The organism is Luteimonas sp. KH_071 (assembly GCF_057838005.1).
In genome coordinates, this window is sequence record NZ_CM174458.1 from 2,100,365 (window position 1) to 2,127,043 (window position 26,679).

Below are 26,679 nucleotides of genomic sequence, written 5' to 3' on the forward strand. Positions count from 1 at the left end.
CCCCGACGCTGCGCACGCCGACAATTATCTCTATATCGCGATATGGAGATATTGATGGATCTGGAGGCCTGGTCCGCGCGCCTGAAGGTGCTTGCCGACCCCACGCGTGTCCGCCTGCTCGCCCTGCTCGAAGTCGAAGAGCTCACCGTAGCCGAGCTGTCCTCGATCACCCGCCTCGCCCAGCCGCGCGTGTCCACCCATCTGGCGCGACTCAAGGAAGCCAACCTGGTGCGCGACCGCCGCGCCGGTGTGTCCGCCTACTACCGCTTCGACGATGCCGCGCTCGATCCCGCGCAGCGCGCGCTCTGGCAGGCATTGTCGACCGGCAGCGATGACCCGCTGCTGCGCCAGGATGCCGAGCGCACGCCGGCGGTACTGGCGACACGCGCCGCCGACCAGAGCTGGGCCGACACCGTGGCCGGCGACATGGAGCGGCACTACTCGCCGGGCCGCACCTGGGAGGCGCTGGCACGCTCCGCGCTGCCGCTCCTGGAGACGGGCGACGTGCTCGACATCGCGTCCGGCGATGGCGTGCTCGCCGAACTGCTGGCGCCGCATGCAAACCGCTATGTCTGTCTCGATGCCAGCCGACGGGTCGTCGCGGCGTCGGCCGAACGGCTGAAGCGCTTCTCCAACGTCGAGGTGCGCGAAGGCGACATGCATGCCCTGCCCTTCGACGACGCCAGTTTCGATCTCGTCGTGCTGATGCACGCACTGACCTACGCGACCAAGCCCGCGCAGGCCGTCACCGAAGCCGCGCGCGTGCTGCGACCGGGCGGCCGTCTGCTGCTGTCGAGCCTCGACCGCCACGGCCACGAGACCGCAGTGCAGGCCTACGGCCACGCCAACCTCGGCTTCCCGGACAAGGAACTGCGCCGCTTCGTCACCAGGGCGGGGCTCGAGATCCACAGCGCGGAGACCGTCACCCGGGAAAAGCGCCCGCCGCATTTCCAGGTGATTTCGATCATCGCGAGAAAACCTTGAGCAGCTGGCTGCATCCTGAACGCGTCGCCGCGCTGGACGCGGCGCTGGCGCAGCGCATCCTCGTGCTCGACGGGGCGATGGGCACGATGATCCAGCGCCACGAGCTCACCGAAGCCGATTACCGCGGTGAGCGCTTCGCGCAAGGCTACGACGCGCTGCATGCGGCGGAAGGTCACGCGCATGGCACCGGCTGCGGCTGCGAAAGCCACGACCAGCGCGGCAACAACGACCTGCTCACGCTCACACGGCCCGACATCATCCAGGGCATCCACGCCGATTACCTCGCCGCGGGCGCGGACATCGTCGAGACCAATACCTTCAACTCGACGGCGGTCTCGCTGGCCGACTATCACCTGCAGCACCTCGTCCACGAGCTCAACCGGACAGGCGCGGCGCTGGCGCGCGCAGCCTGCGACGCCCAGCAGGCGCAGACGCCGGACCGCCCGCGCTTCGTCGCCGGCATCCTCGGCCCGACCAGCCGCACCGCGTCGATCAGCCCGGACGTCAACGATCCCGGCTACCGCGCGGTGACCTTCGACGAACTCGTCGCGATCTACCGCGACGCCGCGCACGGCCTGATCGACGGCGGCGCCGACATCCTGATGGTCGAGACCGTGTTCGACACGCTCAACGCCAAGGCCGCGCTGTACGCGATCGAAACCGTGTTCGACGACCGCGGCGGCCGGCTGCCGGTGATGATCTCCGGCACGATCACCGACGCCTCCGGCCGCACGCTCTCGGGCCAGACCGCGGAGGCGTTCTGGTACTCGCTGCAGCACGCACGTCCGCATGCGGTGGGTCTCAATTGCGCGCTGGGCGCGAAGGACCTGCGCCCCCACGTCGAGACGCTGTCGCAGGTCGCGCAGACCTATGTGTCGTGTCATCCCAATGCCGGCCTGCCGAACGCGTTCGGCGGCTACGACGAGACCCCCGAGGACATGGCCGAAGTGCTGCACGAATTCGCGACCGCCGGTCTGCTCAACATCGTCGGCGGCTGCTGCGGTACCTCGCCCGACCACATCCGCGCGATCGCCGAGGCGGTGCGCGATGTCACGCCGCGTGTACCGGGGCGCGCGCAGGAGGCAGCGGCATGACAGGCACGCGCACATCCTCCGTAGGCGCACGCTCGCGCGCGAAGACGCTCTGCCATGAAGGCCCGATCGCGCGCGGGCGCGCGCCTGCACCGGGAGAGGCCGTATGAGCCGCCACATGCGCCTGTCCGGTCTCGAGCCGCTGATCGTCACCCCGGAGCTGCTCTTCATCAATGTCGGCGAGCGCACCAACGTCACCGGCTCGGCGGCGTTCCGCAAGCTGATCAAGGAAAACCGTTATCCGGAAGCCGTCGAGGTCGCGCGCCAGCAGGTCGAAGGCGGCGCGCAGATCCTCGACGTCAACATGGATGAAGGCATGCTCGATTCCGAGCATGCGATGACCACCTTCCTCAACCTGATTGCCGCCGAGCCCGACATCGCGCGCATCCCGGTGATGGTCGACTCCTCGAAGTGGACCGTCATCGAGGCCGGCCTGAAATGTCTCCAGGGCAAGGGCGTGGTCAATTCGATCTCGCTCAAGGAGGGCGAAGCCGCGTTCCTCGAACAGGCGCGCAAGGTGCTGCGTTACGGCGCGGCGGTCGTGGTCATGGCCTTCGACGAGGTCGGCCAGGCCGACACGAAAGACCGCAAGGTCGAGATATGCACCCGCGCCTATAAGTTGCTGACCGAAGTCGTCGGGTTCCCGCCCGAGGACATCATCTTCGACCCCAACATCTTCGCGATCGCCACCGGCATCGCCGAACACGACAACTACGCGGTCGACTTCATCGAAGCCACGCGCGAGATCAAGGCCACGCTGCCGCATTGCCACGTCTCGGGCGGGGTCTCCAACGTGTCGTTCTCGTTCCGTGGCAACGAGGTCGTGCGCCAGGCGATCCATGCGGTGTTCCTGTTCCACGCGATCCGGGCCGGCATGGATTTCGGCATCGTCAATGCCGGCGCGATGCCGATCGTCGATGACCTCGATCCCGAACTGCGCGACTGCGTCGAGGACGTGGTGCTCAACCGCCGCAGCGACTCGACCGAGCGCCTGCTCGATCTCGCCGAGCGCTACAAGGGCAAGAAAGGCGCGGCCCACGTCGAGAACACTGCTTGGCGCGAGGCGCCGGTGCAGCAGCGGCTCACCCACGCGCTGGTGCACGGCATCGACCAGTACGTGGTCGAGGACACCGAGGAAGCGCGGCAGTCGTTCACGCGGCCGCTGGACGTCATCGAAGGCCCGCTGATGGCCGGCATGAACGTCGTCGGCGATCTGTTCGGCGCCGGCAAGATGTTCCTGCCGCAGGTGGTCAAGTCCGCGCGTGTGATGAAGAAGGCGGTCGCCTATCTGTTGCCTTACATCGAAGCCGAGAAGCTGCGCACCGGCGACGCCGGCAAGAACAACGGCCGCGTGCTGATGGCGACGGTCAAGGGCGATGTGCACGACATCGGCAAGAACATCGTCGGCGTGGTACTGGCCTGCAACAACTTCGAGGTCGTCGACCTCGGCGTCATGGTCGCCACGCAGACCATCCTCGACAAGGCCCGTGAGGTGCAGGCGGACGTCATCGGCCTGTCCGGGCTGATCACGCCGTCACTGGAAGAAATGAGCCACGTCGCCCGCGAGATGAAGCGCCAGGGCTTCGAGACGCCACTGCTGATCGGCGGCGCGACGACCTCACGCGCGCACACCGCGCTGAAGATCGCGCCGCATTACGCCTCGCCAACGGTCTGGGTGAAGGATGCCTCGCGCGCGGTCGGCGTGGTGCAGTCGCTGATCAGCCCGGAACTGCGGGGCGCTTTCGTCGCCGCCAACGATGCCGACTACGCCGAGATTCGCCAGCGCCACGCGAATCGTGGCGACGCCAAGCGACTGGTGTCGCTGGCGAAAGCCCGCGCGCAGCGCTTCGACGGCGACTGGGGCCAGTACACGCCACCCACGCCCAACAGGCCGGGCGTGCATGTGTTCGACGACTATCCGCTTGAGGATCTGGTCCAGATCATCGACTGGACGCCGTTCTTCAACGCCTGGGAACTGTTCGGAAAGTACCCGGCGATCCTGGGCGACGATGTCGTCGGCCCGCAGGCCACCGAATTGTTCAAAGATGCGCAGGCGATGCTGCGCCGGATCGTCGACGAGAAATGGCTGACCGCAAAGGCCGTGTTCGGGCTGTGGCCGGCACACAGTGTCGGCGACGACGTCGTGCTGCAACACGAAGACGGTGAAGCCACCCTGCACTTCCTCCGCCAGCAGGTCGACAAGCCGGTCGAGCGCCCGGACTTCTGTCTGGCCGACTTCATCGCCCCGAAGGACAGCGGCGTCGAGGACTGGATCGGCGCGTTCGCGGTCACCGCCGGCATCGGCATCGAGCCGCACGTCGCCCGCTTCGAAGCCGCGCACGACGACTACAACGCGATCCTGCTCAAGGCACTGGCCGATCGTCTGGCCGAAGCGCTGGCCGAGCGGCTGCACCAGCGCGTGCGTACCGATTACTGGGGCTACGCCACCGATGAAAGCCTCGACAACGACGCGCTGATCGCCGAGAAGTACCGCGGCATCCGACCGGCCCCCGGCTACCCGGCGTGCCCGGAACACAGCGAGAAGGGCCGGTTGTTCGAACTGCTGGATGCGACCGCGCACACCAGCATGACGCTGACCGAAAGCTTCGCGATGCTGCCGACGGCGGCAGTGTCGGGCTACTACTTCAGCCACCCGAAGAGCCAGTATTTCGTCGTAGGCCGTGTCTCCAAGGAACAGGCGCAGGACTACGCCAAGCGCAAGCACGCCACGCTCGCGCAGGTCGAACGCTGGCTCGCGTCGAACCTCGACTACGACCCGGAATAGCGACGCGCGCAGGCATGGACACACGACCGCCACCCGGCGGTCGGTAGGCTGTTGCGTCCTCCACGAAACAGGACGCACGCATGTCCCGACGCCCCGGCGCACTCGTCGCGCTCGCCGCCACGGCCTGCCTCGCCGCCTGCAGCGGCCCTGCACAGGACTCCGCCAACGCTGACGCATCCGCCACGCGCGATGCAGACACCGGCGTGATTGTCGTCGACAACGCCCGCGTGTTCGACGGCGTGCGCGATCTGGGCGAAGTCTCACTGGTGATCCGTGACGGCCTGATCGAACGCATCGCCGAGCCGGGTGCGAACGATCTGCCCGAAGGCGCCGAGCGCATCGACCATCGCGGCCGCTTCATCATTCCCGGCCTGGTCAACGATCACGCGCACGTCGGCAACACCCGCGGCACCGAGCACGGCGACCGTTTCTACACGCAGGACCATGTCTCGGCCGATCTGCGCCAGTTCCAGGCTTACGGCATCACCACGGTCGCGTCGCTGGGCATGAACGGCAGTGCGTTCGGCGAGATCCGCACTGCGATCAATGCCGATCCGATGCTCGGCGCCCAGCTCTACGGGGCCGGTGGCGGCGTCGGCACACCCGACGGCGCACCGCCGGCTGCAAACATGGGCCTGTCGGACGATCCCGTCGCACGTCCCGTTGACGCCGAAGGTGCCCGCGCCGCGGTGCGCGCGCAGGCCGAATCGGGCGTGGATCTGATCAAGCTCTGGGTCGACGATCTCGGAGGCAAGTCACCGCAGATGACGCCCGAGGTCTACAAGGCCGCGATCGAGGAAGCGCATCGCCACGACCTGCTGGTCGCCGCGCACATCCATGATCTGGCGCCGGCCGCCGATCTGGTCGCCAGCGGCGTCGACATCATCGCCCACGGCATCCGCGACCAGGCGATCGGCGCGCCGCTCGTCGCGGCGATGAAAACGGCGGGCACCGGCTACATCGCCACGCTGCAGATCGACGAAGCGAACTACATCTACGCCGAGCAGCCGGACTGGCTGGACACGCCGTTCCTGCGCAATGCCCTGCCCGCCTCGGTGCGCGCGCAATGGTCGGATGCGGCATGGCGCGACAAGAAACTCGCCGATCCGGCGACGCAGAGCCATCGCGACGCGCTGGCGGTGAATCTCGCGAACCTGTCGACGCTGCGCGAGGCCGGCGTGCGCATCGGCTTCGGCACCGACGCCGGCGCGCTGCCGCATCGCGTGCCGGGCTTCGCCGAGCATCGCGAACTGGAGCTGATGGTCGAGCGGGCCGGTTTCAGCCCCGAGCAGGCGCTGGTCGTCGCCACGAGCGCGGCTGCGCAGCTGCTGCGCTTCGACGATCGCGGTCTGCTGCAGCCGGGCAAGCGCGCTGATTTCGTCCTGCTGTCGGCCGATCCGCTGACCGACATCCGCAACACGCGCAGCATCGAAGCCGTCTGGCAGGCGGGTCGAAAGGTCGCAGGCCCCGTTGCCGACTACGATCCGCAGGCGCGGGACTGATGCAGGCCCCGTCGCGACCCGCACTTCAGCGCGTGTCGCGGCGATCGTGCGGACCCGTCAGGGCAACAGGAAGGACACGCCGAAGCCGCCGGTCCAGTCGTCTTCGTCGTCGGCGAACCCGCGCAGCACCGAGAGGTCCAGCTGCACCGCAGGCGCGACGCGCCAGGTGATGCCGGTGCCCAGCGCGCGTGAGCGCTGCGCCCCGGTGCCGAGCCCTGCTTCGACGTACGCGCCGAGGGTCTCGGTCGCCAGGAGCGCGTAACTCGGTGAGACGGTCCAGCCAGTGCCGTTCTCGTCGCGCGTGCCGTTGACGTAGAACGCGAGGTCGCCGGTCGCGACGCTGACGCCGAGATCCTGCTGCGCGCGTTCGGCGCGGATGTCGGGTGCGCCGGTCAGCACGCCCTGCCGCGCAAGCAACGCCCACTGCGTGTTGTCGCTCGATCCCGGCAACACCCATTTCAGCGCGACGCCGCTGTCGCCGCCGCCGTGCACGTGCTCGCGTGCATCCGCGCTGCGCGTGCGTTCCCACACGCGGCTGTCACTGCCGAGCTGCAATTCGAGATCCGCGCCCAGGCCTACGCGCAACACACTCGTGGCGGCGTAGCGCGTGGTGCGCACCCCGTCGCTGTCGTCATGTCCGATATCGGGTAGGCCCTGCTCCCAGGCGATCTGCCCGGGCGCCAGTACCGATGGCGAAAAGCCGATACCGGGCCGGTCGAACTCGACCCCGGCCGCGTCCTGGGCCTGCGCAGTGGCGCAGGCGAACGCAAGCATGACGGCCGTGCCCGCACGCATCACATGACGCGCAGGCATGGACGACATCACCAGACGAGGTCGTCCGGCACCTGGTACTTCGGATCGCTGTAGGGATCGTCCGCGGCAGGCGCATTCGGATCGATGCGCAGCGCCACCGACGGCGCGAAGATCGCACCGGCTTCTTCCAGCACCGCAGCGGTCACCAGCATGTAGCGGCCGTTGAGCTGCACGACGCCGAGTTCGCCGGCGTTGAGCGCTTTGAGCTGGGCCTCGTCGACATGGATGCGCTTGATCTTGCCGCCGTATTCGAAGTGGCGGGCGATCTCGGCTTCTTTGATGTTGAGCGACTTGTCGGCCAGGAACACTTCCAGCTTCGCGCGCGCTTCGCGGCGCAGACGGGCCTCTTCCTGCTTCACCCGCTCGGCCTCGATGCGCTCGTCCTTCTCGCGCTGGGCACGGATGGCGAACGCCTTGGCCAAATCGATGTCTTCGCGTGGCGGGCGCTTGCCCGGCGCTGCGGCGCGGCGATCGGTGTTCGGACGCGGTTTGCCGTCGTTGCGTGCTGCGCCAGTGTTGCGGGCCTGCGGACGCGCGGCGGCATCGCCACGCGGCGCGCCGCCCTTGCCATCAGCGGCGCGGCCGGCGGGACGTGGGCCTCGACGGTCATCAGGCCGCGGACGACGGTCGTCGCGACGGGGCTTGGGCGCAGCCGGGGCCGGCGCCTTGAATCCGAGGCCGAGCAACTGGTCGCGGAGGGTATCGGTCATTGCGGTCGACCTCAGTAATGCGGGGGCGGCGGTTCTTCCGACGCATCGGGGAACTGCACGGTGCGCGCCTGGCGCAGGTCGTCCATCATCCGGCGCAGCAACCCGGTCTGGGCGCTGAGCTCGAGTCGCGCCTGTGCCAGTGCGTCGTTGAGCTCGCCGATGGTCTGTTCCTGGAACGCGAGACGCGTTTCCAGTTCGGTGACGCGCGATTCCAGCGCGTCATGTCCGGTGTCATTCATTGCATTCTCGATGGACCGGCGCGCCGCACGGAGCGGCGCACCGGCCAGGGTCTTACTTGACGATGTCCTGCAGCTCGACTTCGAACACCAGCGCCTGGTTCGGACCGATCGGACCCGAGCCCATCTCGCCGTAACCCAGCGCTGCCGGGATCCACAGCTCGTACTTGCTGCCGACCGGCATCAGCTGCAGGCCTTCCTGCCAGCCCGGCACGACCTGGTTGAGCGCGAACTGCGCCGGCTCGCCACGATCGATCGAGCTGTCGAAGGTCTCGCCGTTGAGCAGCGTGCCCTTGTAATGCACGCGCACGGTGTCGTTCGGGCCCGGCTTGGCGCCGGTGCCTTCGGTGATCACGCGGTACTGGAGGCCCGACGCGGTGGTCTGCACGCCTTCACGCTTGCCGTTTTCGGCGAGGAACGTCTCGGCCTCGGCGGCATTGGTCTTGGCCTTCTCCTGCATCTCGGCCACCTGCTTGGCCTGCATGCGCTCGCCGAACTTCTGCATCACGCCCATGGCCTGCTCGTCGCTGATCTCGACGGCCTTGTCGTCGAGCGTCTCGCTGATCGCGCGCTGCAGCGTCTTGACGTCGATCTCGTCCTTGATCTGCTTGAGCTGCTCGCCCATCTGGTTGCCGATGATGTAGCTGATCTGCTCACGCTCGCCCTTGAGGCCGGCGATCTCGCCTTCCCCGGCGGCGGCCGTATCGGCTGCGGCGCCTTCGACCGGCTTGCCGGTCTCCTTGTCGATCGGCTTGCAGGCGATCATCGCCAGCGGCAGGACGGCGACGAGGCCGACGATGGCGAGGCGCTTGGTGTTCTTCATGCGGTCAAAACTCCGGGATAAGAGGATCTGGAACGGACGGTCGCGCGTGGCGGCCGGCGGGAGGGAAAGCGGTTGTCTAGAGGATGTCGATCAGTTCGACATCGAACACGAGCGTCGAGTTGGCGGGAATGCTCGGCGGACTGCCGCGCATGCCGTAGGCCAGCTCGCCGGGAATCCAGAACCGGTACTTGCCGCCGATCGGCATCAGCTGCAGACCCTCGGTCCAGCCTGCGATGACCTGGCCGAGACCGAACTCGGCCGGCTCGCCGCGGCTGTAGGAACTGTCGAACTCGGTGCCGTCGAGCAGCGTGCCGCGATAGTGCACACGCACGCGGTCGCTGGCGCGCGGACGCGGACCCAGCCCCTGCTTCTCCACGCTGTACTGGAGGCCGGACGCCGTCGCGAACACCCCCGGCTTGCCGCGGTTGGCGGTCATGAAGGCGATGCCGGCCTGGCGGTTGTCGTCCGCGGCGCGCGCGGTGCGCAGCTGGCTACGGGTGATCATGGCCTGGCGCACCTGCGTGATCTCGTCGGCGGCCAGCGTCGGCGGCTTGCCGTCGACCGTGTCGCGGACCCCGCGCATCAGTGGTGCGATGGCGATCTCGTCGCGCATCGCGGCCAGCGAACGGCCGACATCGGCGCCGAGCATCTGGCCGACCTTGGCACGATCCACCGCAGGCGGTTCGCTGCCCGGCGGCATGCCCGGCACGGGTCGACCGCTGCGCGACGCGACGCGCTGCGCCAGCGCCTGGCCGATGCGCTGGGTTTCCGCCTGGTCCAGCGCGGGCGGCTGGCCGGCGAGCGCGGCCGTCACCGCCGCCTCGAACGCGGCCAGATCGAGGTCGGGCGTCACCTGGGCCAGTTGCGCGGCCATGTCCATGCCGACCACATAGCTGCTCCTGTCGCGATCGGTGCCTTCGGCGGCCACGGCCAGCGCGGCGACCGGTGCCAGCAGCAACGCAAGGGCTGCGGCACGCATCTGATTCAACATCCGCATGATTCTCCTGCCCCGGATGCGGGGCGATGCAGCCGGCTATTGTCGCGGGCGCACGGCGGCGGAGCAATCGCGCCCGCCGCGGGCTTCAGCGAGCGGCCGGCCTCGGCGCGGCGAGTGCCCGGTCGATCGCGGCCAGGATCTCCGGGTCGTCCGGCTTCGTGCGGCTGCCCCACTGGCCGAGCACCCGACCGTCGCGGCCGACCAGATACTTGTGGAAGTTCCACTGCGGTGCCTGCCCGGTGGCCGCGGCCAGCTGCTTGTACATGGGCGTGGCCTCGGGGCCGACCACATGCACTTTCTGGAACATCGGGAATTTCACGCCATAGGTCAGCGTGCAGAACTCCTGGATTGCCGCTTCGTCTTCGAACTCCTGCTCCCGGAAGTCGCCCGACGGGAAGCCCAGCACCGCAAAACCGCGCGGGCGCAGGCGCGCATGCATCGCTTCGAGTGCTTCGTATTGCGGGGTGAAACCGCACTTGCTGGCGGTATTGACGATCAGCACCACGTCGCCGCCGTAGGCGCTGCGCAGATCCACGGTCTCGCGGACCGCCAGCTGGCGGAACTGGTGATCCAGTACCCCACGCGGCGATGCGGGCGCCTGCCCGAAGGCCGCACCTGTAGCGAGAGCCAGTCCCACCATCAGCGCCGCGCGCTGGAACCACCGATTGCCACGCATGTCCGGGTCTCCTGCACAGGCGCTCACCTGTGCCATCAGTTGGGTAGAAAATTTCTGCAGGACGCGTTGACACCTGCTGCGGTGGTGTTATAGTCACCTACAACACCTACCCACTAGAGCAGGACGGTCCTCATGAACCGCAGGCTCCACACCCCGATCATCGCATGCACCGCCGCCGCCCTGGCGCTTTCGGCCGGCCTGCTGTTCGCCGCTACGGCGCCGGCCGCCGGCGAGACCCCACCGCCGGCCATGGCAGCCGCTGCCAAGGCCCGCGTACAGGCCGAACGCGCTGCGACGACGACCGACATCGAAGCGGAGACCCCGCGTCCCCGCGCCCGCCGCGCGCGCAGCGGCTTCGCCCTGCCGTACTTCTCGTTCGCGCGGGGCGCTGGTGGAAGGAGCTGAGGCCATGGCCAATATCGAATGGAGCGACGGTGCTCCCATCTACCGCCAGCTGAAGGAACGCGTCATCGCGATGATGCTCGACGGCGTCCTGAAGCCCGGCGACGCGCTGCCCTCGGTGCGCCAAGTGGCCGCCGACTACCAGCTCAACCCCATCACCGTCTCCCGCGCCTACCAGGAACTCGCCGACGAGGCGCTGGTGGAGAAGCGCCGCGGCCTGGGCATGTTCGTCACCGAGGAAGCTTCGAAGAAGCTACGCACCAGCGAGCGCGAGCGCTTCCTGCAGGACGAATGGCCGCAGGTGGTGGAACGGATCGAACGCCTGGGGCTGTCGACCCGGGACCTGCTGCAATCCATCGGCAATGGAGCCAACGAATGAACGCCGTCATCGACACCCCGGTGATCACCTCTCGCAACCTCACCAAGACCTACAAGGGCGCGCGTGCGCTCGACGGCACCAGCTTCCAGATTCCGGCCGGCCGCATCGTCGGCCTGATCGGCCCCAACGGCGCCGGCAAGACCACCGCATTGAAGGCGCTGCTGGGGCTGATCCGGTTCGACGGCGAGATGTCGGTGCTGGGCCGCGATCCACGCACCGAACGCGACGCACTGATGAACGATGTCTGCTTCATCGCCGACGTCGCGGTGCTGCCGCGCTGGATGCGGGTACGTGACGCGATCGATTTCGTCGAAGGCGTGCATCCCCGTTTCGACCGCGCCCGTTGCGAGCGCTTTCTCGCCAATACCAAGCTCGGCCCGAAGCAGCGTGTCCGCGAGATGTCCAAGGGCATGATCGTGCAGCTGCACCTGGCCCTGGTGATGGCGATCGACGCGAAGCTGCTGGTGCTCGACGAGCCGACGCTCGGCCTCGACATCCTCTACCGCAAGCAGTTCTACCAGCGCCTGCTGGAGGACTACTTCGACGAGCAGAAGACGATCATCGTCACCACGCACCAGGTCGAGGAGATCGAGCACATCCTCACCGACGTGCTCTTCATCCAGAACGGCAGGATCGTGCTGGACGCGCCGATGGACGATGTCGGCGAGCGCTTCGTCGAAGTCCTAGTGAACGCCGAACACCTCGACGCCGCGCGCGCGCACCGCCCGCTCGACGAGCGCGCCCTGCCCTTCGGCAAGACCGTGATGCTGTTCGACAACGTGCCCGTTTCCACCCTGTCGACGTACGGCGAAACCCGCACCCCGGGCCTGGCCGACCTGTTCGTGGCCACGATGAAAGGAGCCTACGCATGAATGCCGCCGCCGAACCCGTGGACACACCGGTCCCGTCCCGCACGTTCGCAGCCACCCACCCGACCAGCCGATTCCGCCTGCTGCTGCGGCGCGAATACTGGGAGCACCGGGGCGGCATCTTCTGGGCGCCGATGATCGCCGGCGGCATTTCGCTGCTGCTGTCGATCGGCCTGCTGATCGCCGGCATCGTGTTCGCCCACAAGGCGGTCGCCGAGGGCAATCTGGTCCAGCACAACGGCGTGACCATCAACGGGCTGGATCTGGGTACGCTTGCCCAGCAATTGACCAGCGATGATCTCTACCAACTGTCGGAAGGCCTCACATACACCTTGGCCTTGTCCTCGACCTGGCCGTTCCTGGTGATGATCTTCGTGGCCTTCTTCTACTGCCTCGGCGCGCTCTACGACGACCGCCGCGACCGCAGCGTGCTGTTCTGGAAGTCGCTGCCGATCTCCGATACAGCGACCGTGCTGTCGAAGGTCGTGACGGCGACGCTCATGATCCCGCTGTTCGCCACCGCGTTCGCCATCCTCATCATGTTCGCGTTCCTGATTGCTCTGAGCATTGCCGCGGCGGCGCATGGCGCCAACCCGTTCCCGCTGCTCTGGGGCAATGGCGCGGTGTTTCTGCTGGGCGGTCACTTCCTGGCGGCGATCCCGGTGTACGCGGCCTGGATGTTCCCCACTGTCGGCTGGCTGCTGCTGTGCTCGGCCTGGGCCAAGAGCAAGCCTTTCCTGTGGGCGCTGCTGATCCCGCTGGCCCTGGGCGTCGCGACATCGATGACCGGCCTGCTCCAGGTGATCGGCCTGGAGCGCCACTGGCTCTGGGGCAACGTGATCTCGCGGATGCTGCTGGGCACGGTGCCCGTGACCCACCGCGACCTGGGTCTCCTGCAGTCCGGCTCTCTGCCGACCAGCGAGCTCTTCTCGCTCTCCGGCCTCTACAGCAACTTCGCCGCGCCTTCGATGTGGATCGGGATCCTCGCCGGCGCCGTGATGATCGCGATCGCCATCCGCCTGCGCCGCTGGCGCGAAGAAGGCTGAGTCCACCCGTTTTTCTCCCGACCCTACTGATTCTGGAGACAACCCATGAAAGTTGCAGCTGTCACCGCATTCGCCCTTGCCCTGTGTTTGCCGATAGCTGCATGGTCGGCGCCGCCCGAAACCGGCGGCGTGCGGGAAGAGATCCGCCGGGATCTGGAAGACGCCCGTCGTGACATCCGCACCGATCTCGCCAAGGCCCGCGCCGAGCTCGATACCGAAAACCTCGATGTCGCCAACAGCCTGCAGATCCACGGCGACGGACGCCGCAAGGCGAAAACGGAGCCGAAGTTGCCGAAGGCCGAGATCACGCCGCAGGGCGATTTCCTGATCGAAGGCGAGGCCGTCGCCATCGACAGCAGCCAGCGGCGTCAATTGCTCGGCTACCGGCGCATGGTCATCGAGATCGCGAAAGCCGGCATCGACATCGGTGAGGTCAGCGCGCTGGCAGCCGTGGACTCCGTCGACCGCGGCGTGTTCTCGCTGATGGTCGGTGCGATGACCGGCAGTCTGGAGCGGCGCATCGAGCGCACCGTGCGCAATACCGTCGGCCCCGGCGTGCTGCTGATCTGCGACCGAATGCCCGCCCTGCGGGACGCCCAGCAGCAGCTGGCCAGCGATCTGCCGGCGTTCCGGCCCTATGCGCGTCTCGAAGCGCAGGACGCGGACAGCTGTCGCAACGAAGTCCGCCGCGAGTTCGCGGGGCGCTGAGGCCACGCAAGTCGGACGACTCGCGCACGCCCATCGATTCAGGTTAGCGTCAGCCACCACGCACGCCTCGGCCCTGCAATGACGCAGGCCGGCCACTTCGCCAGGGAGTTTTTTCGCTATGACGTCAGCCATCTCCGCTCGCCCGCTGTTCGCCATGCTCATCGCCGCATCGCTGGCACTGCCGTTCGCGGCGCAGGCCGACGACAGCCCGAAGTGCCGTCACAGCCAGCCCCGCGATCTGGCCCTGCAGCTCGACGGCGTGCGCACCGTGCGGTTCGAGATCGGCAACAGCAAGTTGCGCGTCGACGGCGCCGAGCGTCCGGACGCCACCCTGCGTGGCCGCGCGTGCGCGTCGAGCGAGGCCATGCTCGCCTCGCTGGTGCTCGAGCAGAAGCGCGACGGGGATACGCTGACCGTCAGCCTGCGCCGCAGCTCCGATTCGACGGGGTGGATGGGCAACCAGTACGCCTACCTGGACCTCTCCGGCCAGGTGCCCGCGAGCGCACTGGTGCAGACGGTGGTGGGGTCTGGCGACGCCTGGGTGACCGGCGTCGCGGCTGCGAGCGCGGATGTGGGGTCCGGCGACGCGGAACTGCGCCGCATCGACGGCCGGGCGACCGCAAAGGTCGGCTCGGGCGACATCACGATCGAGGATGCCGGTGAGCTGAAGGTGCTGTCGATCGGCTCGGGCGACGTCGAAGCACGTGGCGTCCGCGGCCCGGTCGAGGTCGGCAGCATCGGGTCGGGCGACTTCAAGCTCGAGGGTGCCGGTGGCGACGTCCGCATCGGCAGCCTCGGCTCCGGCGACATCGACCTGCGCGACGTGCAGGGCAACGTGCGTGTCGGCTCGATCGGATCGGGCGATGTCGATGCACGCGGCATCAGCGGCGATCTCGAAGTGGTCGCCAAGGGCAGCGGCGGGATCTCGCACCGTGATGTCCGCGGCACCGTCAGCGTACCCAGCAGACGTTGAATCCTTTCAAGATCCGGAGTCCGATGATGAAGACCCTGCCGTTCCGCGCAATTCCCCTGGTCCTGCTGCTCGCCTGCGCAGGCGTGCTGACCGCCTGCGGTCGAGACGATGCGCCGCCCTCGGCAGCGAGTGGCGACACCGCGACCGCGCCGGTCGAAGAAGGTTTCGTCGCCCGGACGACACGCCGCGCGCTGGAAACGGCGCGCAAGGATCTGGTCGAGAACAACATCAGCGTGGGGGGCACGGGCGGCGGCCTGAACGTCAATGGTTTCCGCTTCGGCGGCGACGACAGCCGCACCTCCGGACTTCCCAAAGCCGAGATCAGCCCGGCGGGCGACTTCCTGGTCGACGGCAAGACGATCGAGATCGACGGCGCGCAACGCGAGCTGCTGCTGGCGCATCGCAGCAACATCATTGCAATCGCGGACGCCGGCATCACGATCGGCATCCAGGGCGCCCAGCTCGGCGCGGAAGCCGCCAAGGGTGCAATCGCCAGCGCGCTGTCGGGCAAGTCCGCGGAGTTCGAGCAGCGCATGGAAGCCGAGGGCGCGAAGATCGAAGCCGAGGCCGACAAGCTGTGCGACCGTCTGCCGGCCCTGCTCGCCTCGCAACAGGCGCTGGCGGCTGCACTGCCCGCCTTCGAGCCCTACGCAAAGATGGACGCGACCGACGTCGATGACTGCCGCAAGGAGACGGTCGTCCGTGGCGACGACGAGGCCGCGGAAGCGGATGCCGCCGCGGATCCGGCAACGCGCTGATTCGGGAGGCGCGTTCGTGCGCGATGCGGTCTTCTACAGAGATCCTCATCGCGCGCGAGCGCGCTCCTACAGTGGGAGTTTCGTCAGATAACGAATCCGACAGCAGAAGACCGGCCCTGGGCCGGTCTTTTTACTGGCGTCAGCCGCCGCTGGCGCCTGCGTGGATACCGCCTTTGGTCAGTTCGGCGGGATCGAGCAGGGTGTCGAGTTCGGCATCCGACAGGCCGCTGTCCTCGCGGGCGATGTCGAGCACCGGGCGCTGCTCCTTGTAGGCGCGCTTGGCGATCGCCGCAGCCTTCTCGTACCCGATGATCGGATTGAGCGCGGTGACCAGAATCGGGTTGCGCGCAAGCGCCGCGTCGACGTTCTCACGGCGCACCTTGAGCCCGGCGATCGCGTCGTCGGCCAGCAGCCGGGTGACGTTCGACAGCAACTGGATCGACTCGAGCAGGTTCGCCGCGATCAGCGGCAGCGCGACGTTGAGCTGGAAGTTGCCGGTCTGCCCGGCGACGGTGATCGCGGCGTGGTGGCCGATCACCTGAGCGGCGACCATGACGGTGGCTTCGGGTATCACCGGATTGACCTTGCCCGGCATGATCGAGCTGCCCGGCTGCAGCGCCGGCAGTTCGATCTCACCGAGACCGCCGAGCGGCCCGGAATTCATCCAGCGCAGGTCGTTGGCGATCTTGATCAGCGCGACCGCGAGTGCATTGAGCTGCCCGGACAGCTCGACGGCGTCGTCCTGGGACGCGATGCCCTCGAACTTGTCTTCGGCGGAATCGAAGCGCGTACGGGTCAGCGTCGAAAGTGCACGCGCGACCTTCTTCCCGAACTGCGGATGCGCGTTGATGCCGGTGCCGATCGCGGTGCCGCCGATCGGCAGACGCCGCAGGCGCTTGAGCGTGTCGCCCAGGCGCGCCTCGGCCGATGCCAACTGCGACGACCACGCGCCGAACTCCTGCGCGAAGGTCAGCGGCATCGCGTCCATCAGATGCGTGCGCCCGGTCTTGACCACCTTGCCGAGCGCGCGGCCGCGCTTGTCGATCGTGCGACGCAGGTGCTTGAGCGCCGGCAACAGGTCTTCGACGACGGCGAGTTGCGCCGACACCCGGATCGCCGTCGGCACCACGTCGTTCGAACTCTGGGCCAGATTGACGTGGTCGTTGGGATGCACCTTGCGCGCGGCGGTCGAGGCCAGGGTCGCGATGACCTCGTTGGCATTCATGTTCGACGAGGTGCCGGAACCGGTCTGGTAGATATCGACGGGGAAATGCGCATCGTGCTTGCCGTCGGCGACTTCGAGCGCGGCGGCGCGGATCGCCTTGCCGGACTTCTCCGGCAACAGGCCGAGGCCCGCGTTGACCTCGGCAGCGGCGGCTTTGACCAGGCCCAGCGCACGGATGAAACCGCGCGGCATCGGGCGGCCGGAAATCGGGAAGTTCTGCACCGCGCGCTGCGTCTGCGCGCCCCACAGGGCGTCGGCGGGGACCTGCAGCTCGCCCATGCTGTCGTGTTCGGTACGGAACGCATTCGCGTCGTTGGTCTTGCGCATCGATTCGGCTCCAGGAGGGGGAATGACTCGGCTGGCACGGTCGCTGGCGTTGTGGCGGCAGGATACGCGAGGGTTGTACAGGCTAAAATGACGACTTCGCCCGCTGCGCCCCACGCCTCCCATGTCCGACACTCAGAAGACCGAAGCCGCCCTGCTCGCCCTGTCGCCGCTCGACGGCCGCTACGCCACCAAGGTCGATGCGCTGCGTCCGATCTTCTCGGAATACGGCCTGATCCGCGCCCGCGTGCGGGTGGAGATCGAATGGCTGCTGGCGCTGGGCGACGAGCCGGGCATCGTGGAGCTGCCCGCGTTCGACGATGCGCAGCGCGCCCGCCTGAAGTCGCTGGCGAAGGATTTCTCGGTCAGTGATGCCGCGCGCGTCAAGGCGATCGAGCGCACCACCAACCACGACGTCAAGGCGGTCGAATATTTCATCAAGGAACAGCTCAAGGACGACGCCTCGCTGGCGCCGTCGCTGGAGTTCGTGCATTTCGCATGCACCAGCGAGGACATCAACAATCTGTCCTACGCGTTGATGCTGGCCGAAGCGCGCCGCACGGTGCTGCTGCCGACGCTCGATACACTGATCCAGACGCTGCGCACGATGGCGCACGACCACGCGGCGTTGCCGCTGCTGTCGCGCACGCACGGCCAGACCGCATCGCCGTCGACGGTCGGCAAGGAGCTGGCCAACGTCGTCGCACGTCTGCAGCGCCAGAGCGAACTGCTGTGGGAGGTCGCACTGACCGGCAAGATCAACGGCGCCGTCGGCAACTACAACGCGCACGTCGTCTCGTACCCCGATGTCGACTGGCCGGCGTTCGCGCAGCGCTTCGTCGAATCGCTGGGCATCGAATTCAATCCCTACACCACCCAGATCGAGCCGCACGACTGCGTGGCCGAGATCAGCGACGTGCACAAGCGCATCAACACGATCGGCGTCGATCTGTGCCGCGACATCTGGGGCTACATCTCGCTGGGCTACTTCAAGCAGGCCCTCAAGGAAGGCGAAGTCGGCAGCTCGACGATGCCGCACAAGGTCAATCCGATCGACTTCGAGAACGCCGAGGGCAACTTCGGCATCGCCAATGCGCTGTTCGAGCATTTCGCCGCCAAGTTGCCGATCAGCCGCTGGCAGCGCGACCTCACCGATTCCACTGTGCTGCGCGCGCTGGGCACCGCGTTCGGCCACACCCTGATCGCACTCGATGCGCTGCAGCGTGGCCTCGGCAAGCTCAGCGTCAATCCCGAGCGCCTCGCCGCCGACCTCGACGCCTCGTGGGAAGTGCTGGCCGAAGCCGTGCAGACGGTGATGCGCCGCCACGGCCTGCCCAATCCCTACGAGCAGCTCAAGGCGCTGACCCGCGGCCAGGGCATCACCGCCGAGTCGATGCGCAGCTTCGTCGACGGGCTCGACCTGCCGGCCGACGACAAGGCGCGCCTGCGCAACTTGGTGCCCGCCGGCTACACCGGGCTGGCCGAAGCTCTGGCACGGAAACTGTGACGATCACTACAAAGCGTTTCTTAACGGTACCGATCGAGCCTGAGTCTATCGCTGACTGGCGGCATGCTATCAAGGCCGCCTTACTTGCGTTTGTCCTCTCGCGTGTTGTCGTGCTACTCAGTGCGGGCTTTGCAGTGGCTGTCTCGCAACAGTGGGAGCCGAACGGCGCCCAGGACGGAGTCTGGTTGTTCGATTCCGCCTCACGCGAGACGCTTCAGAAGCGGGTCGTTGGCAACGACGCGGCTTGGTATCTCTCGATTGCCCAGTCGGGCTATGAAACGCGTACGTTCGACGTTTCGCAACAGGCGAACTGGGCCTTTTTCCCGCTGCACCCGTTGGCGTGGGGCGTCCTGATCCGCATAGGTATCGATCCCGCGGTAGGAGGGATGGTGCTGGCACACCTCTTTCTTCTGCTGGGGCTGTTCCAACTGCACCGCTGGACCCAGCTGATCCGCGATCGCGCTACCGCAGACCGGGCTGTGCTCTGCCTGGCGCTCTTCCCTACGGCGTACTTCTTTTCTTTGCCGTGGACCGAATCGCTGTTCTTGCTGCTTTCGGCAAGCGCTCTAATCGCCATCTCGCGTTCTTATCTTGGCAGTGCCTCGTTGTGGGGCGCTCTACTATCTGCCACGCGGCCAACCGGTGTACTGATGGCGGGTGTGATCTGGTGGGAAGGGCGCCGAACCAATCGATTTCAGACACTGCCGGTCTGGGTACTTTCTGCACTTGCTAGCCTGGGCTTGTTGCTTTTCATGGGTTGGCTGTGGTTACGGACTGGAAACCCACTGGCATTCGTGGAGATTCAAACGGCTTGGGGACGTGGTGGAGGTAGCATTGCAACCCCTTTCCTTCAATGGGCTGCAACACCACTTCAAGTCGCCGAACAATGGAACATGCGTTTGATCAATGGCGGTGCGCTTGTCCTCGCGTTGGCGGCTGCTGTTTGGTTGTGGCGAAACTCGAGCCGAGCGCTCGCTCTGTTTGTCATTCTTACCGTACTGGCACCTTGGTCGACCGGGACTTTGATAAGCATGGGCCGCTACGTCCTAACGTGCCTGCCGGTCTTCCTGGTCTTGGCATGTTGGCTGGACAAACCATGGTTGATGATGTCTTGGATAATCTTAAGTACTCTTATGCTTTCGCTTATGAGCGGGTGGTTTGCGCTCGGCTTCAGTTTCGCAGGCGCTTGACTTTCGCATTCGCTTTCTACGCACCTGAAATGCTTTCTAGCTAGAGCTTTCAGATATCTGGCGGGCCCGACTGGAGATTGGTACGAACTCAACTCGCGCACCCTTGCCGTTGTCGTTTTCGCGTAGGCTCCCCGCCCATGAGCAGAGCCCGCCTCCCCTTCGAAATCGACGCCCGCGCATTCGCCGGCGATGGCCCGCTGGGCATGCCGCCTGCGCAGTTCCTGCGCGACTACTGGCAGAAGCGCCCGTTGCTGATCCGCAACGCGTTCCCGGACTTCGAGACGCCGTTGCAGCCCGAGGATCTGGCCGGCCTGGCCTGTGAGGACGTCGCGCTGTCGCGGCTGATCCGCCACGACCGCAGCCGCGATGGCTGGCAGGTCGAGACCGGCCCCTTCGACGAGGACCTGTTTCCCGGGCTCGGCGACCGCGACTGGACGCTGCTGGTGCAGGACGTCGACAAGTGGGACGCCGACGTCGCCGCGCTGCTGCCGCATTTCGCATTTCTGCCGCGCTGGCGCATCGACGACATCATGGTCAGCTTCGCCGCGACCGGCGGCTCGGTCGGCGCGCACGTCGACCAGTACGACGTCTTCCTGCTGCAGGGCCAGGGCCATCGGCGCTGGCAGATCGACGCCTCGGATGCGATGGGCCGCGGCGTGCCGCCGCAGGATTTCCGCGACGATGTCGAACTGCGCCTGCTGCGCACGTTCGCGCCGACCCACGAGTGGGTGCTCGGCCCCGGCGACATGCTGTACCTGCCGCCGATGGTGCCGCACCACGGTGTGGCCGAAAATCCCTGCCTGACGTTCTCGGTGGGCATGCGCGCGCCGTCGGTCAGCGAGCTGATGGGCGACTACATCGACACGCTGGCCGCAGACGCCGACGAATCGATGCGCTATCACGACGAGACCCTGCAGCCGCCGGCCGACCCGAACGAGATCGACGCCGACGCGATGGCACGCGTGGTCGAGGCGCTCAACGTGATGCGCATGAAGGACCCCGATCGTCTCGGCGACTGGTTCGGCAGCTTCATCACCGGCTACCGCAATGCGCAGCAGGTGGTCTCGGGGGGCGACGTGCCGCCGCGCATCGAACTCGAATGGCTGCTCTCGCAGGGCCAGGCCGTGCTGCACCGCAATCCCTTCACCCGGATGGCCTGGCGCCAGGCCGCGAGCGGCGCGCGGTTGTTCGTGTCGGGCACCGCGTGGCCGCTGTCGCTGCGCGATGCACGCACGCTGGCCGCCGAATCACGGATCGACGGACGCGCGTATGCCGCGCTGTCGGGTACGGGTCGCGATACGCTGCTCGACCTGCTGGCCGAGGGCCACTACACCCTGCTGGACGCCGAGGACGCATGAGCGCGGCGGCGCCCTTCCGGGTCGCCGTCGTCACCGATGCCGCTGACCTGGCGTCGGCGCATGCGGTGCGCACGGCCGTGTTCGTCGACGAACAGGGCGTGCCGCCCGAACTCGAACGCGATGCGCTCGATGCCCTGAGCCAGCACGTGCTGGCGACCGCCTTCGACGGCGCCCCGATCGGCGCCGGACGCATCGCGCCCGACGGCCGCATCGGCCGGCTCGCCGTCCGCGGTGACTGGCGCGGTCGCGGCGTCGGCGCGGCGATGCTGCGTGCGCTGCTCGATGCCGCCCGCGATGCCGGTCTGCGGGAAACCTATCTGCATGCGCAACTCCAGGCGATGGCGGTGTACGCGCGCGCCGGGTTCATCGCCGAAGGTGCGCGCTACGAGGAAGCGGGCATCGCCCATCGCACGATGCGTCGTGTCGCCGGCGCAACGTTCCCCGTCGAAGACCTCCAGACCGCGATCGATGCAACGGTGACCCTGGTCTCCGCCGCTCGGCGCTCGGTCTGGCTGCGGACGCGCGATCTCGATCCCGGTCTTTACGACCATCCTGATGTCCTGGCCGCGCTGCGTGGCCTGGCCACCGCGCGCCGCGGTGTCCAGATACAGGTGCTGTTGCAGGACCCCGTGACCCTGCAGCGGCGCGGTTCCGCCGTGCTGGCGATGGCGCAGAGGCTGAGCAGCGCCTTCGTGTTCCGCGCGGTGGAAGATCCGGTGGACCGCGAGTTCGCCGGCGCATTCCTGGTCAACGACGCCGGCGGCCTCCATGTCCGCCCGCTGGGACATCGCGTCGACGGCGAAGTCGCGACCGACCTGCCGGGACGCGCGCGCCAGCTCGCCCAGCAGTTCGCGCCGGTGTGGGAACGTTCACGCATCTGCAACGAGTTCCGCGCACTGGGCATCTGAGCTGTTTTGCGCCGTTCCGGCGTGCGCGGGACGCGGTCGGAACACCTCGTCGCGACGGCCGCGGCGCGCCTCGATGGTGCATCGCGGCGAACGACCCGCGTATACTCTCGGGCGTCGTTTCGCGCCAGATCCCGCCTGTTTTCCGGAGATCGCTCCGGGTCAGCCCTGCCCTTTCCAAACGAGCACGAATCACCCGACGTGGACAGTCTCCTGAAGCAGTTTGCGCAGTCCTCCCAGTTCGGCGCCAATGCCGCCTTTATCGAAGACCTGTACGAGCAGTACCTCGTCGATCCCGACAGCGTCGGTTCGGACTGGAAGCGCTGGTTCGATGCTTTCAAGGGTCGTGAAGCCGGCGATGTCCCCCATTCCGCAGTGGTGTCGGCCGTGGCCGAAGCCGGTCGCAAAGCGCTCCGCGGCGTTGTCGAGTCGACGCCCGGCGCTGCCGGCGACGAACGCGAACGCCATGTCGGTCGCCTGATCACGGCATACCGCTCGCGCGGCCATCTGGGCGCCAAGCTCGATCCGCTGGATCTGGCGCCGCCGCTCAATCCGCCGGATCTGGGCCTGCCCTTCCACCAGCTCACCGATGCCGACCTCGACGACGAGTTCAGCACGGGCGGCGTGGGCGGCCAGCCGCGGATGAAGCTGCGCGACCTGCTCGCGCTGCTCAAGACCACCTACTCCAGCCAGATCGGCGCGGAGTTCATGCACATCCCCGACTTCGAACAGCGCAGCTGGCTCTACCAGCGCCTCGAAGCGGCCGGTGGCCGTTTCGCACGCAGCGAAACGGAGAAGAAGCGCATCCTCGAGCGCCTGACCGCGGCCGAGGGTCTCGAGCGCTACCTGCATACCAAGTACGTCGGTCAGAAGCGCTTCTCGCTCGAAGGCGGCGACGCGCTGATTCCGCTGCTCGACAGCGTGATCCAGCGCGCCGGCAAGGAAGGCGTCAAGGACATCGTGATCGGCATGGCCCATCGCGGCCGTCTCAACGTGCTGGTCAACGCGATGGGCAAGAGCCCGCGCATCCTGTTCGACGAATTCGAAGGCAAGTTCGATCACCACGACAGCGATCGCGCCCACACCGGCGACGTGAAGTACCACATGGGCTTCTCGGCCGATCTGACCACGCCCGGCGGCCCGGTTCACCTGGCGCTGGCGTTCAACCCGTCGCATCTGGAAATCGTCAACCCGGTGGTCGCCGGCAGCGTGCGTTCGCGTCAGCACCGTCGCCGCGACACCGAGCGCAAGCTCGTGCTGCCGGTGCTGCTGCACGGCGACGCGGCTTTCGCCGGCCAGGGCGTCAACATGGAACTGTTCCAGATGTCGCAGGCCCGCGGTTTCGCGGTCGGCGGCACGGTGCACGTGGTCATCAACAACCAGGTCGGCTTCACGACCAGCGACCTGCAGGATGCGCGCTCCACGCTGTATTGCACGGATGTCGCCAAGATGGTCGGCGCGCCCATCCTGCACGTGAACGCGGACGACCCGGAAGCGGTCGTGTTCTGCGCCGAACTCGCCTACGACTTCCGCCAGCAGTTCGGCAAGGACGTGGTCATCGATCTCGTCTGCTACCGCCGCCACGGCCACAACGAGGCCGACGAGCCGGCCGCGACCCAGCCGCTGATGTACCAGGTGATCCGCAAGCACAAGACGCCGCGCGAGCTCTACACCGCGCAGCTGGTGGCCGAAGGCGTGCTGGACGAAGCGGCGGCCAAGGCGGTGGTCGACAGTTACCGCGACAAGCTCGATGCAGGCGAAGTCACGGTCGAGCTGGCCGACGCCAAGCCGAGCGATTACGAACTGACGATCGACTGGGATCCCTATCTCGCCGGCCGCCTGACCGACACGCTCGACACCACGGTGTCGGTCGAAACGCTCAAGGCGCTGGCGACCCGGATCACCACGCTGCCCGACACCATCACGCTGCAGGCCCGCGTCGCCAAGATCTACGACGACCGCCGCAAGATGGCGCGCGGCGAGCAGGCCGGTGACTGGGGCTTTGCCGAGAATCTCGCCTACGCCACCCTGCTCGACGCCGGCCACCGTCTGCGCCTGGTGGGCCAGGACAGCGGTCGCGGCACGTTCTTCCACCGTCATGCGGTGCTGCACGACCAGAAGAGCGGAGAGCACTACATGCCGCTGCGCGAGCTGGTGCAGAACCCCGAAGACGCGACGATCATCGACTCGCTGCTCAGCGAGGAAGCGGTCATGGCGTTCGAGTACGGCTACGCATCGTCGGAGCCGGGCACGCTGTGCATCTGGGAGGGCCAGTTCGGCGATTTCGCCAATGGCGCCCAGGTGGTCATCGACCAGTTCCTGTCGTCGGGTGAAGCCAAGTGGGATCGCCTGTGCGGTCTGGCGCTGTTCCTGCCGCACGGCTACGAAGGCCAGGGCCCCGAGCACAGTTCGGCGCGTCTTGAGCGCTTCCTGCAGCTGTGCGCGCTCGACAACATGATGGTCTGCGTGCCGACCACGCCGGCGCAGGCCTTCCACATGATCCGTCGCCAGCTGTGCATGACCACGCGCAAGCCGCTGGTGGTGATGACGCCGAAGTCGCTGCTGCGCCACAAGCTGGCCGTGTCCTCGCTCGAGGAACTGGCCAACGGCGAGTTCCAGCACCTGATCCCCGACACCGACGCCGACCCGAAAAAGGTCACGCGTGTGGTGGCGTGTTCGGGCAAGGTCTATTACGACCTGCTGGAAGAAGCCCGCAAGCAGGCGCTCGACAACGTCGCACTGCTGCGCGTGGAACAGCTGTATCCGTTCCCGCGCGAACTGCTGGCCGCCGAGCTCAAGCGCTTCCCGAAGGCCACCGAGGTGGTCTGGTGCCAGGAAGAGCCGCAGAACCAGGGCGCCTGGTACCAGATCAAGCATCACCTCGAGTTCTGCTCCGGGCCCAAGCAGTCGGTGCATTACGCCGGTCGCGCACGTTCGCCCTCGCCCGCCGTCGGTCATTTCAACGACCACGTCGCCGAGCAGACGCAGCTCATCGCCGATGCGCTGGTCAACGATCTCGCCGGCAAGGTGCTCGCCGAGTAATCCGGCGCGCACCCCGCTCACCTATTTCCCACATTCAACGCTTTTCCAGGAAGCCACATGGCCACTGAAATCAAAGTCCCGGTCCTGCCCGAATCCGTCTCCGACGCGACCATCGCCACCTGGCACAAGAAGGCCGGCGATGCGGTCAAGCGCGACGAGAATCTCGTCGACCTGGAGACCGACAAGGTCGTCCTCGAAGTCCCGTCGACCGTTGACGGCGTGCTGAAGGAAATCAAGTTCGAAGAAGGCGCGACGGTCAACAGCGCGCAGGTCATCGCGATCATCGAGGAAGGTGCCACCGCCGAAGCGCCGGCCGCCGAATCGGGCGCCCAGGACAAGGAAGCACCAGCCGCCGGTGCCGAGGAAGTGCAGCCGAAGTCGGAAGCCAAGAAGGCCGACGACCAGGCGCCGGCCTCGACCAAGCCGCAGACCGCATCGGGCAAGAACGACGGCCTGCCGCCGGGTGCGCGCTTCACCGCCGAGTCCAAGGGCATCGACGCCTCGCAGGTCGAAGGCACCGGCCGCCGCGGCGCGGTGACCAAGGAAGACCTGCTGAACTACGCCTCGGGCAAGACCCCGGGCGTGTCCGGCGGCGCGCGTCCGGAAGAGCGTGTGCCGATGACCCGCATCCGCAAGACCATCGCCGCGCGTCTGATGCAGTCGAAGGAATCCATCGCGATGCTGACCTCGTTCAACGAGGTGAATCTCGGCAAGGTAATGGCGCTGCGCAAGGAGCTCGGCGAGCAATTCCAGAAGGACTACGGCATCAAGCTCGGTTTCATGAGCTTCTTCGCCAAGGCCGCCGCCAATGCGCTGGCCAAGTATCCGGTGGTGAACGCCTCGGTCGACGGCAACGACATCATCTATCACGGCTACGCCGACATCTCGGTCGCCATCTCGACCGATCGCGGCCTGGTGACGCCGGTGCTGCGCAACGTCGAGCGCCAGGGCTTCGCTGAAATCGAGCAGGGCATCGCCGATTTCGCCAAGAAGGCGCGCGACGGCAAGCTGGGTCTGGACGATCTGCAGGGCGGCACGTTCACGATCACCAACGGCGGCACCTTCGGCTCGCTGATGTCGACGCCGATCGTCAACCCGCCGCAGTCGGCGATCCTGGGTATGCACGCCATCAAGGAGCGCGCCATCGTCGAGAACGGCCAGGTGATCGCCGCGCCGATGATGTATCTGGCGCTGTCCTACGACCACCGCATCATCGACGGCAAGGACGCGGTGCTGTTCCTGGTCGACATCAAGAACCAGCTGGAAAACCCGCACCGCATGCTGCTCGGCATGTGATGCGCCGCGACCCCCTCCACGGAGGGGGTTCGCACTTGTGGCGCCCGCGCCGCACCCCCAAATTCGCCGCATCGGCATCC

The 26,679-nt window shown here is 67.1% G+C and carries 24 protein-coding genes; 17 read left to right on the top strand and 7 right to left on the bottom strand.

Going from position 1 to position 26,679, the window contains the following annotated elements:
• Positions 1-54 precede the first annotated feature (54 nt).
• From AC3IRM_RS09795 to AC3IRM_RS09810, 4 genes are all read left to right on the top strand, one after another.
• On the top strand, positions 55-984 hold the full coding sequence (locus AC3IRM_RS09795) for an ArsR/SmtB family transcription factor (RefSeq protein ID WP_489202988.1): 930 nt from the start codon (positions 55-57) through the stop codon (positions 982-984).
• Positions 981-2,078, top strand: coding sequence for a homocysteine S-methyltransferase family protein (locus AC3IRM_RS09800; protein ID WP_489202989.1), 1,098 nt, complete (start codon positions 981-983; stop codon positions 2,076-2,078). The genes AC3IRM_RS09795 and AC3IRM_RS09800 overlap by 4 nt, the downstream gene beginning before the upstream one ends.
• Positions 2,079-2,181: 103 nt before the next feature.
• Entirely contained in the window at positions 2,182-4,860 is a 2,679-nt protein-coding gene (gene metH, locus AC3IRM_RS09805) for a methionine synthase (protein WP_489202990.1), read from the top strand.
• An 80-nt stretch (positions 4,861-4,940) separates the two neighbouring features.
• Positions 4,941-6,362, top strand: coding sequence for an amidohydrolase family protein (locus AC3IRM_RS09810; protein WP_489202991.1), 1,422 nt, complete (start codon positions 4,941-4,943; stop codon positions 6,360-6,362).
• A gap of 57 nt (positions 6,363-6,419) precedes the next feature.
• Here the strand turns inward: AC3IRM_RS09810 and AC3IRM_RS09815 are convergent, their stop codons facing one another.
• The 6 genes from AC3IRM_RS09815 to AC3IRM_RS09840 all read right to left on the bottom strand — a co-directional run bounded on the left by AC3IRM_RS09815 (position 6,420) and on the right by AC3IRM_RS09840 (position 10,617).
• On the bottom strand, positions 6,420-7,175 hold the full coding sequence (locus AC3IRM_RS09815; RefSeq protein ID WP_489202992.1) for a transporter: 756 nt from the start codon (positions 7,173-7,175) through the stop codon (positions 6,420-6,422).
• An 8-nt stretch (positions 7,176-7,183) separates the two neighbouring features.
• Positions 7,184-7,885 carry a DUF2058 domain-containing protein gene (locus tag AC3IRM_RS09820; RefSeq protein WP_489202993.1) on the bottom strand — a complete coding sequence of 234 codons (702 nt, stop codon included), beginning with the start codon at positions 7,883-7,885 and terminating at the stop codon, positions 7,184-7,186.
• Positions 7,886-7,896: 11 nt separating this feature from the next.
• A complete protein-coding gene (locus tag AC3IRM_RS09825; protein WP_159678866.1) occupies positions 7,897-8,124 on the bottom strand; it encodes a SlyX family protein in 228 nt (75 codons plus the stop codon).
• A 52-nt stretch (positions 8,125-8,176) separates the two neighbouring features.
• Positions 8,177-8,944: a BamJ family beta-barrel-assembly machinery protein gene (gene bamJ, locus AC3IRM_RS09830; protein ID WP_489202994.1), complete on the bottom strand. Its 768-nt coding sequence runs from the start codon at positions 8,942-8,944 to the stop codon at positions 8,177-8,179.
• A gap of 76 nt (positions 8,945-9,020) precedes the next feature.
• A complete protein-coding gene (locus AC3IRM_RS09835) occupies positions 9,021-9,941 on the bottom strand; it encodes an FKBP-type peptidyl-prolyl cis-trans isomerase (protein WP_489202995.1) in 921 nt (306 codons plus the stop codon).
• 85 nt (positions 9,942-10,026) lie between these two features.
• Positions 10,027-10,617 carry a glutathione peroxidase gene (locus AC3IRM_RS09840; RefSeq protein WP_489202996.1) on the bottom strand — a complete coding sequence of 197 codons (591 nt, stop codon included), beginning with the start codon at positions 10,615-10,617 and terminating at the stop codon, positions 10,027-10,029.
• 132 nt (positions 10,618-10,749) lie between these two features.
• On the opposite strand from AC3IRM_RS09840, the gene AC3IRM_RS09845 reads away from it, so the two are divergent.
• The 7 genes from AC3IRM_RS09845 (at position 10,750) to AC3IRM_RS09875 (ending at position 15,752) form a co-directional block, all read left to right on the top strand.
• Positions 10,750-11,022: a hypothetical protein gene (locus tag AC3IRM_RS09845; protein ID WP_489202997.1), complete on the top strand. Its 273-nt coding sequence runs from the start codon at positions 10,750-10,752 to the stop codon at positions 11,020-11,022.
• Positions 11,023-11,026: 4 nt separating this feature from the next.
• Positions 11,027-11,398: a GntR family transcriptional regulator gene (locus AC3IRM_RS09850; protein ID WP_489202998.1), complete on the top strand. Its 372-nt coding sequence runs from the start codon at positions 11,027-11,029 to the stop codon at positions 11,396-11,398.
• Positions 11,395-12,270, top strand: coding sequence for an ABC transporter ATP-binding protein (locus tag AC3IRM_RS09855; RefSeq protein ID WP_489202999.1), 876 nt, complete (start codon positions 11,395-11,397; stop codon positions 12,268-12,270). Before AC3IRM_RS09850 ends, AC3IRM_RS09855 begins: the two co-directional genes overlap by 4 nt.
• A complete protein-coding gene (locus tag AC3IRM_RS09860; RefSeq protein ID WP_489203000.1) occupies positions 12,267-13,313 on the top strand; it encodes a hypothetical protein in 1,047 nt (348 codons plus the stop codon). Before AC3IRM_RS09855 ends, AC3IRM_RS09860 begins: the two co-directional genes overlap by 4 nt.
• A 45-nt stretch (positions 13,314-13,358) precedes the next feature.
• Positions 13,359-14,021, top strand: a complete 663-nt coding sequence (locus AC3IRM_RS09865; RefSeq protein WP_489203001.1) for a hypothetical protein — start codon at positions 13,359-13,361, stop codon at positions 14,019-14,021.
• A gap of 118 nt (positions 14,022-14,139) precedes the next feature.
• Entirely contained in the window at positions 14,140-14,994 is an 855-nt protein-coding gene (locus tag AC3IRM_RS09870) for a DUF4097 family beta strand repeat-containing protein (protein ID WP_489203002.1), read from the top strand.
• A gap of 26 nt (positions 14,995-15,020) precedes the next feature.
• Complete coding sequence (locus AC3IRM_RS09875; RefSeq protein ID WP_489203003.1) at positions 15,021-15,752, top strand: YggN family protein; 732 nt, start codon at positions 15,021-15,023, stop codon at positions 15,750-15,752.
• Positions 15,753-15,891: 139 nt separating this feature from the next.
• Here AC3IRM_RS09875 and AC3IRM_RS09880 read toward each other — a convergent pair whose 3' ends face one another.
• On the bottom strand, positions 15,892-17,304 hold the full coding sequence (locus tag AC3IRM_RS09880) for a class II fumarate hydratase (RefSeq protein WP_489203004.1): 1,413 nt from the start codon (positions 17,302-17,304) through the stop codon (positions 15,892-15,894).
• A gap of 121 nt (positions 17,305-17,425) precedes the next feature.
• Here AC3IRM_RS09880 and purB point away from each other — a divergent pair, with 121 nt between their 5' ends.
• From purB to sucB, 6 genes are all read left to right on the top strand, one after another.
• The gene (purB, locus tag AC3IRM_RS09885; RefSeq protein WP_489203005.1) at positions 17,426-18,808 is read left to right on the top strand and encodes an adenylosuccinate lyase; all 1,383 of its coding nucleotides are present in this window, start codon (positions 17,426-17,428) and stop codon (positions 18,806-18,808) included.
• 185 nt (positions 18,809-18,993) lie between these two features.
• Positions 18,994-19,998, top strand: coding sequence for a mannosyltransferase family protein (locus AC3IRM_RS09890; protein WP_489203006.1), 1,005 nt, complete (start codon positions 18,994-18,996; stop codon positions 19,996-19,998).
• 137 nt (positions 19,999-20,135) lie between these two features.
• Positions 20,136-21,356 carry a JmjC domain-containing protein gene (locus AC3IRM_RS09895; protein ID WP_489203007.1) on the top strand — a complete coding sequence of 407 codons (1,221 nt, stop codon included), beginning with the start codon at positions 20,136-20,138 and terminating at the stop codon, positions 21,354-21,356.
• Positions 21,353-22,264 (top strand): GNAT family N-acetyltransferase, encoded by a 912-nt coding sequence (locus AC3IRM_RS09900; protein ID WP_489203008.1) that lies wholly within the window; start codon positions 21,353-21,355, stop codon positions 22,262-22,264. Before AC3IRM_RS09895 ends, AC3IRM_RS09900 begins: the two co-directional genes overlap by 4 nt.
• Positions 22,265-22,462: 198 nt before the next feature.
• Positions 22,463-25,303, top strand: coding sequence for a 2-oxoglutarate dehydrogenase E1 component (locus AC3IRM_RS09905; RefSeq protein ID WP_489203009.1), 2,841 nt, complete (start codon positions 22,463-22,465; stop codon positions 25,301-25,303).
• 57 nt (positions 25,304-25,360) lie between these two features.
• Positions 25,361-26,599: a dihydrolipoyllysine-residue succinyltransferase gene (sucB, locus tag AC3IRM_RS09910; RefSeq protein ID WP_489203010.1), complete on the top strand. Its 1,239-nt coding sequence runs from the start codon at positions 25,361-25,363 to the stop codon at positions 26,597-26,599.
• Positions 26,600-26,679 lie beyond the last annotated feature (80 nt).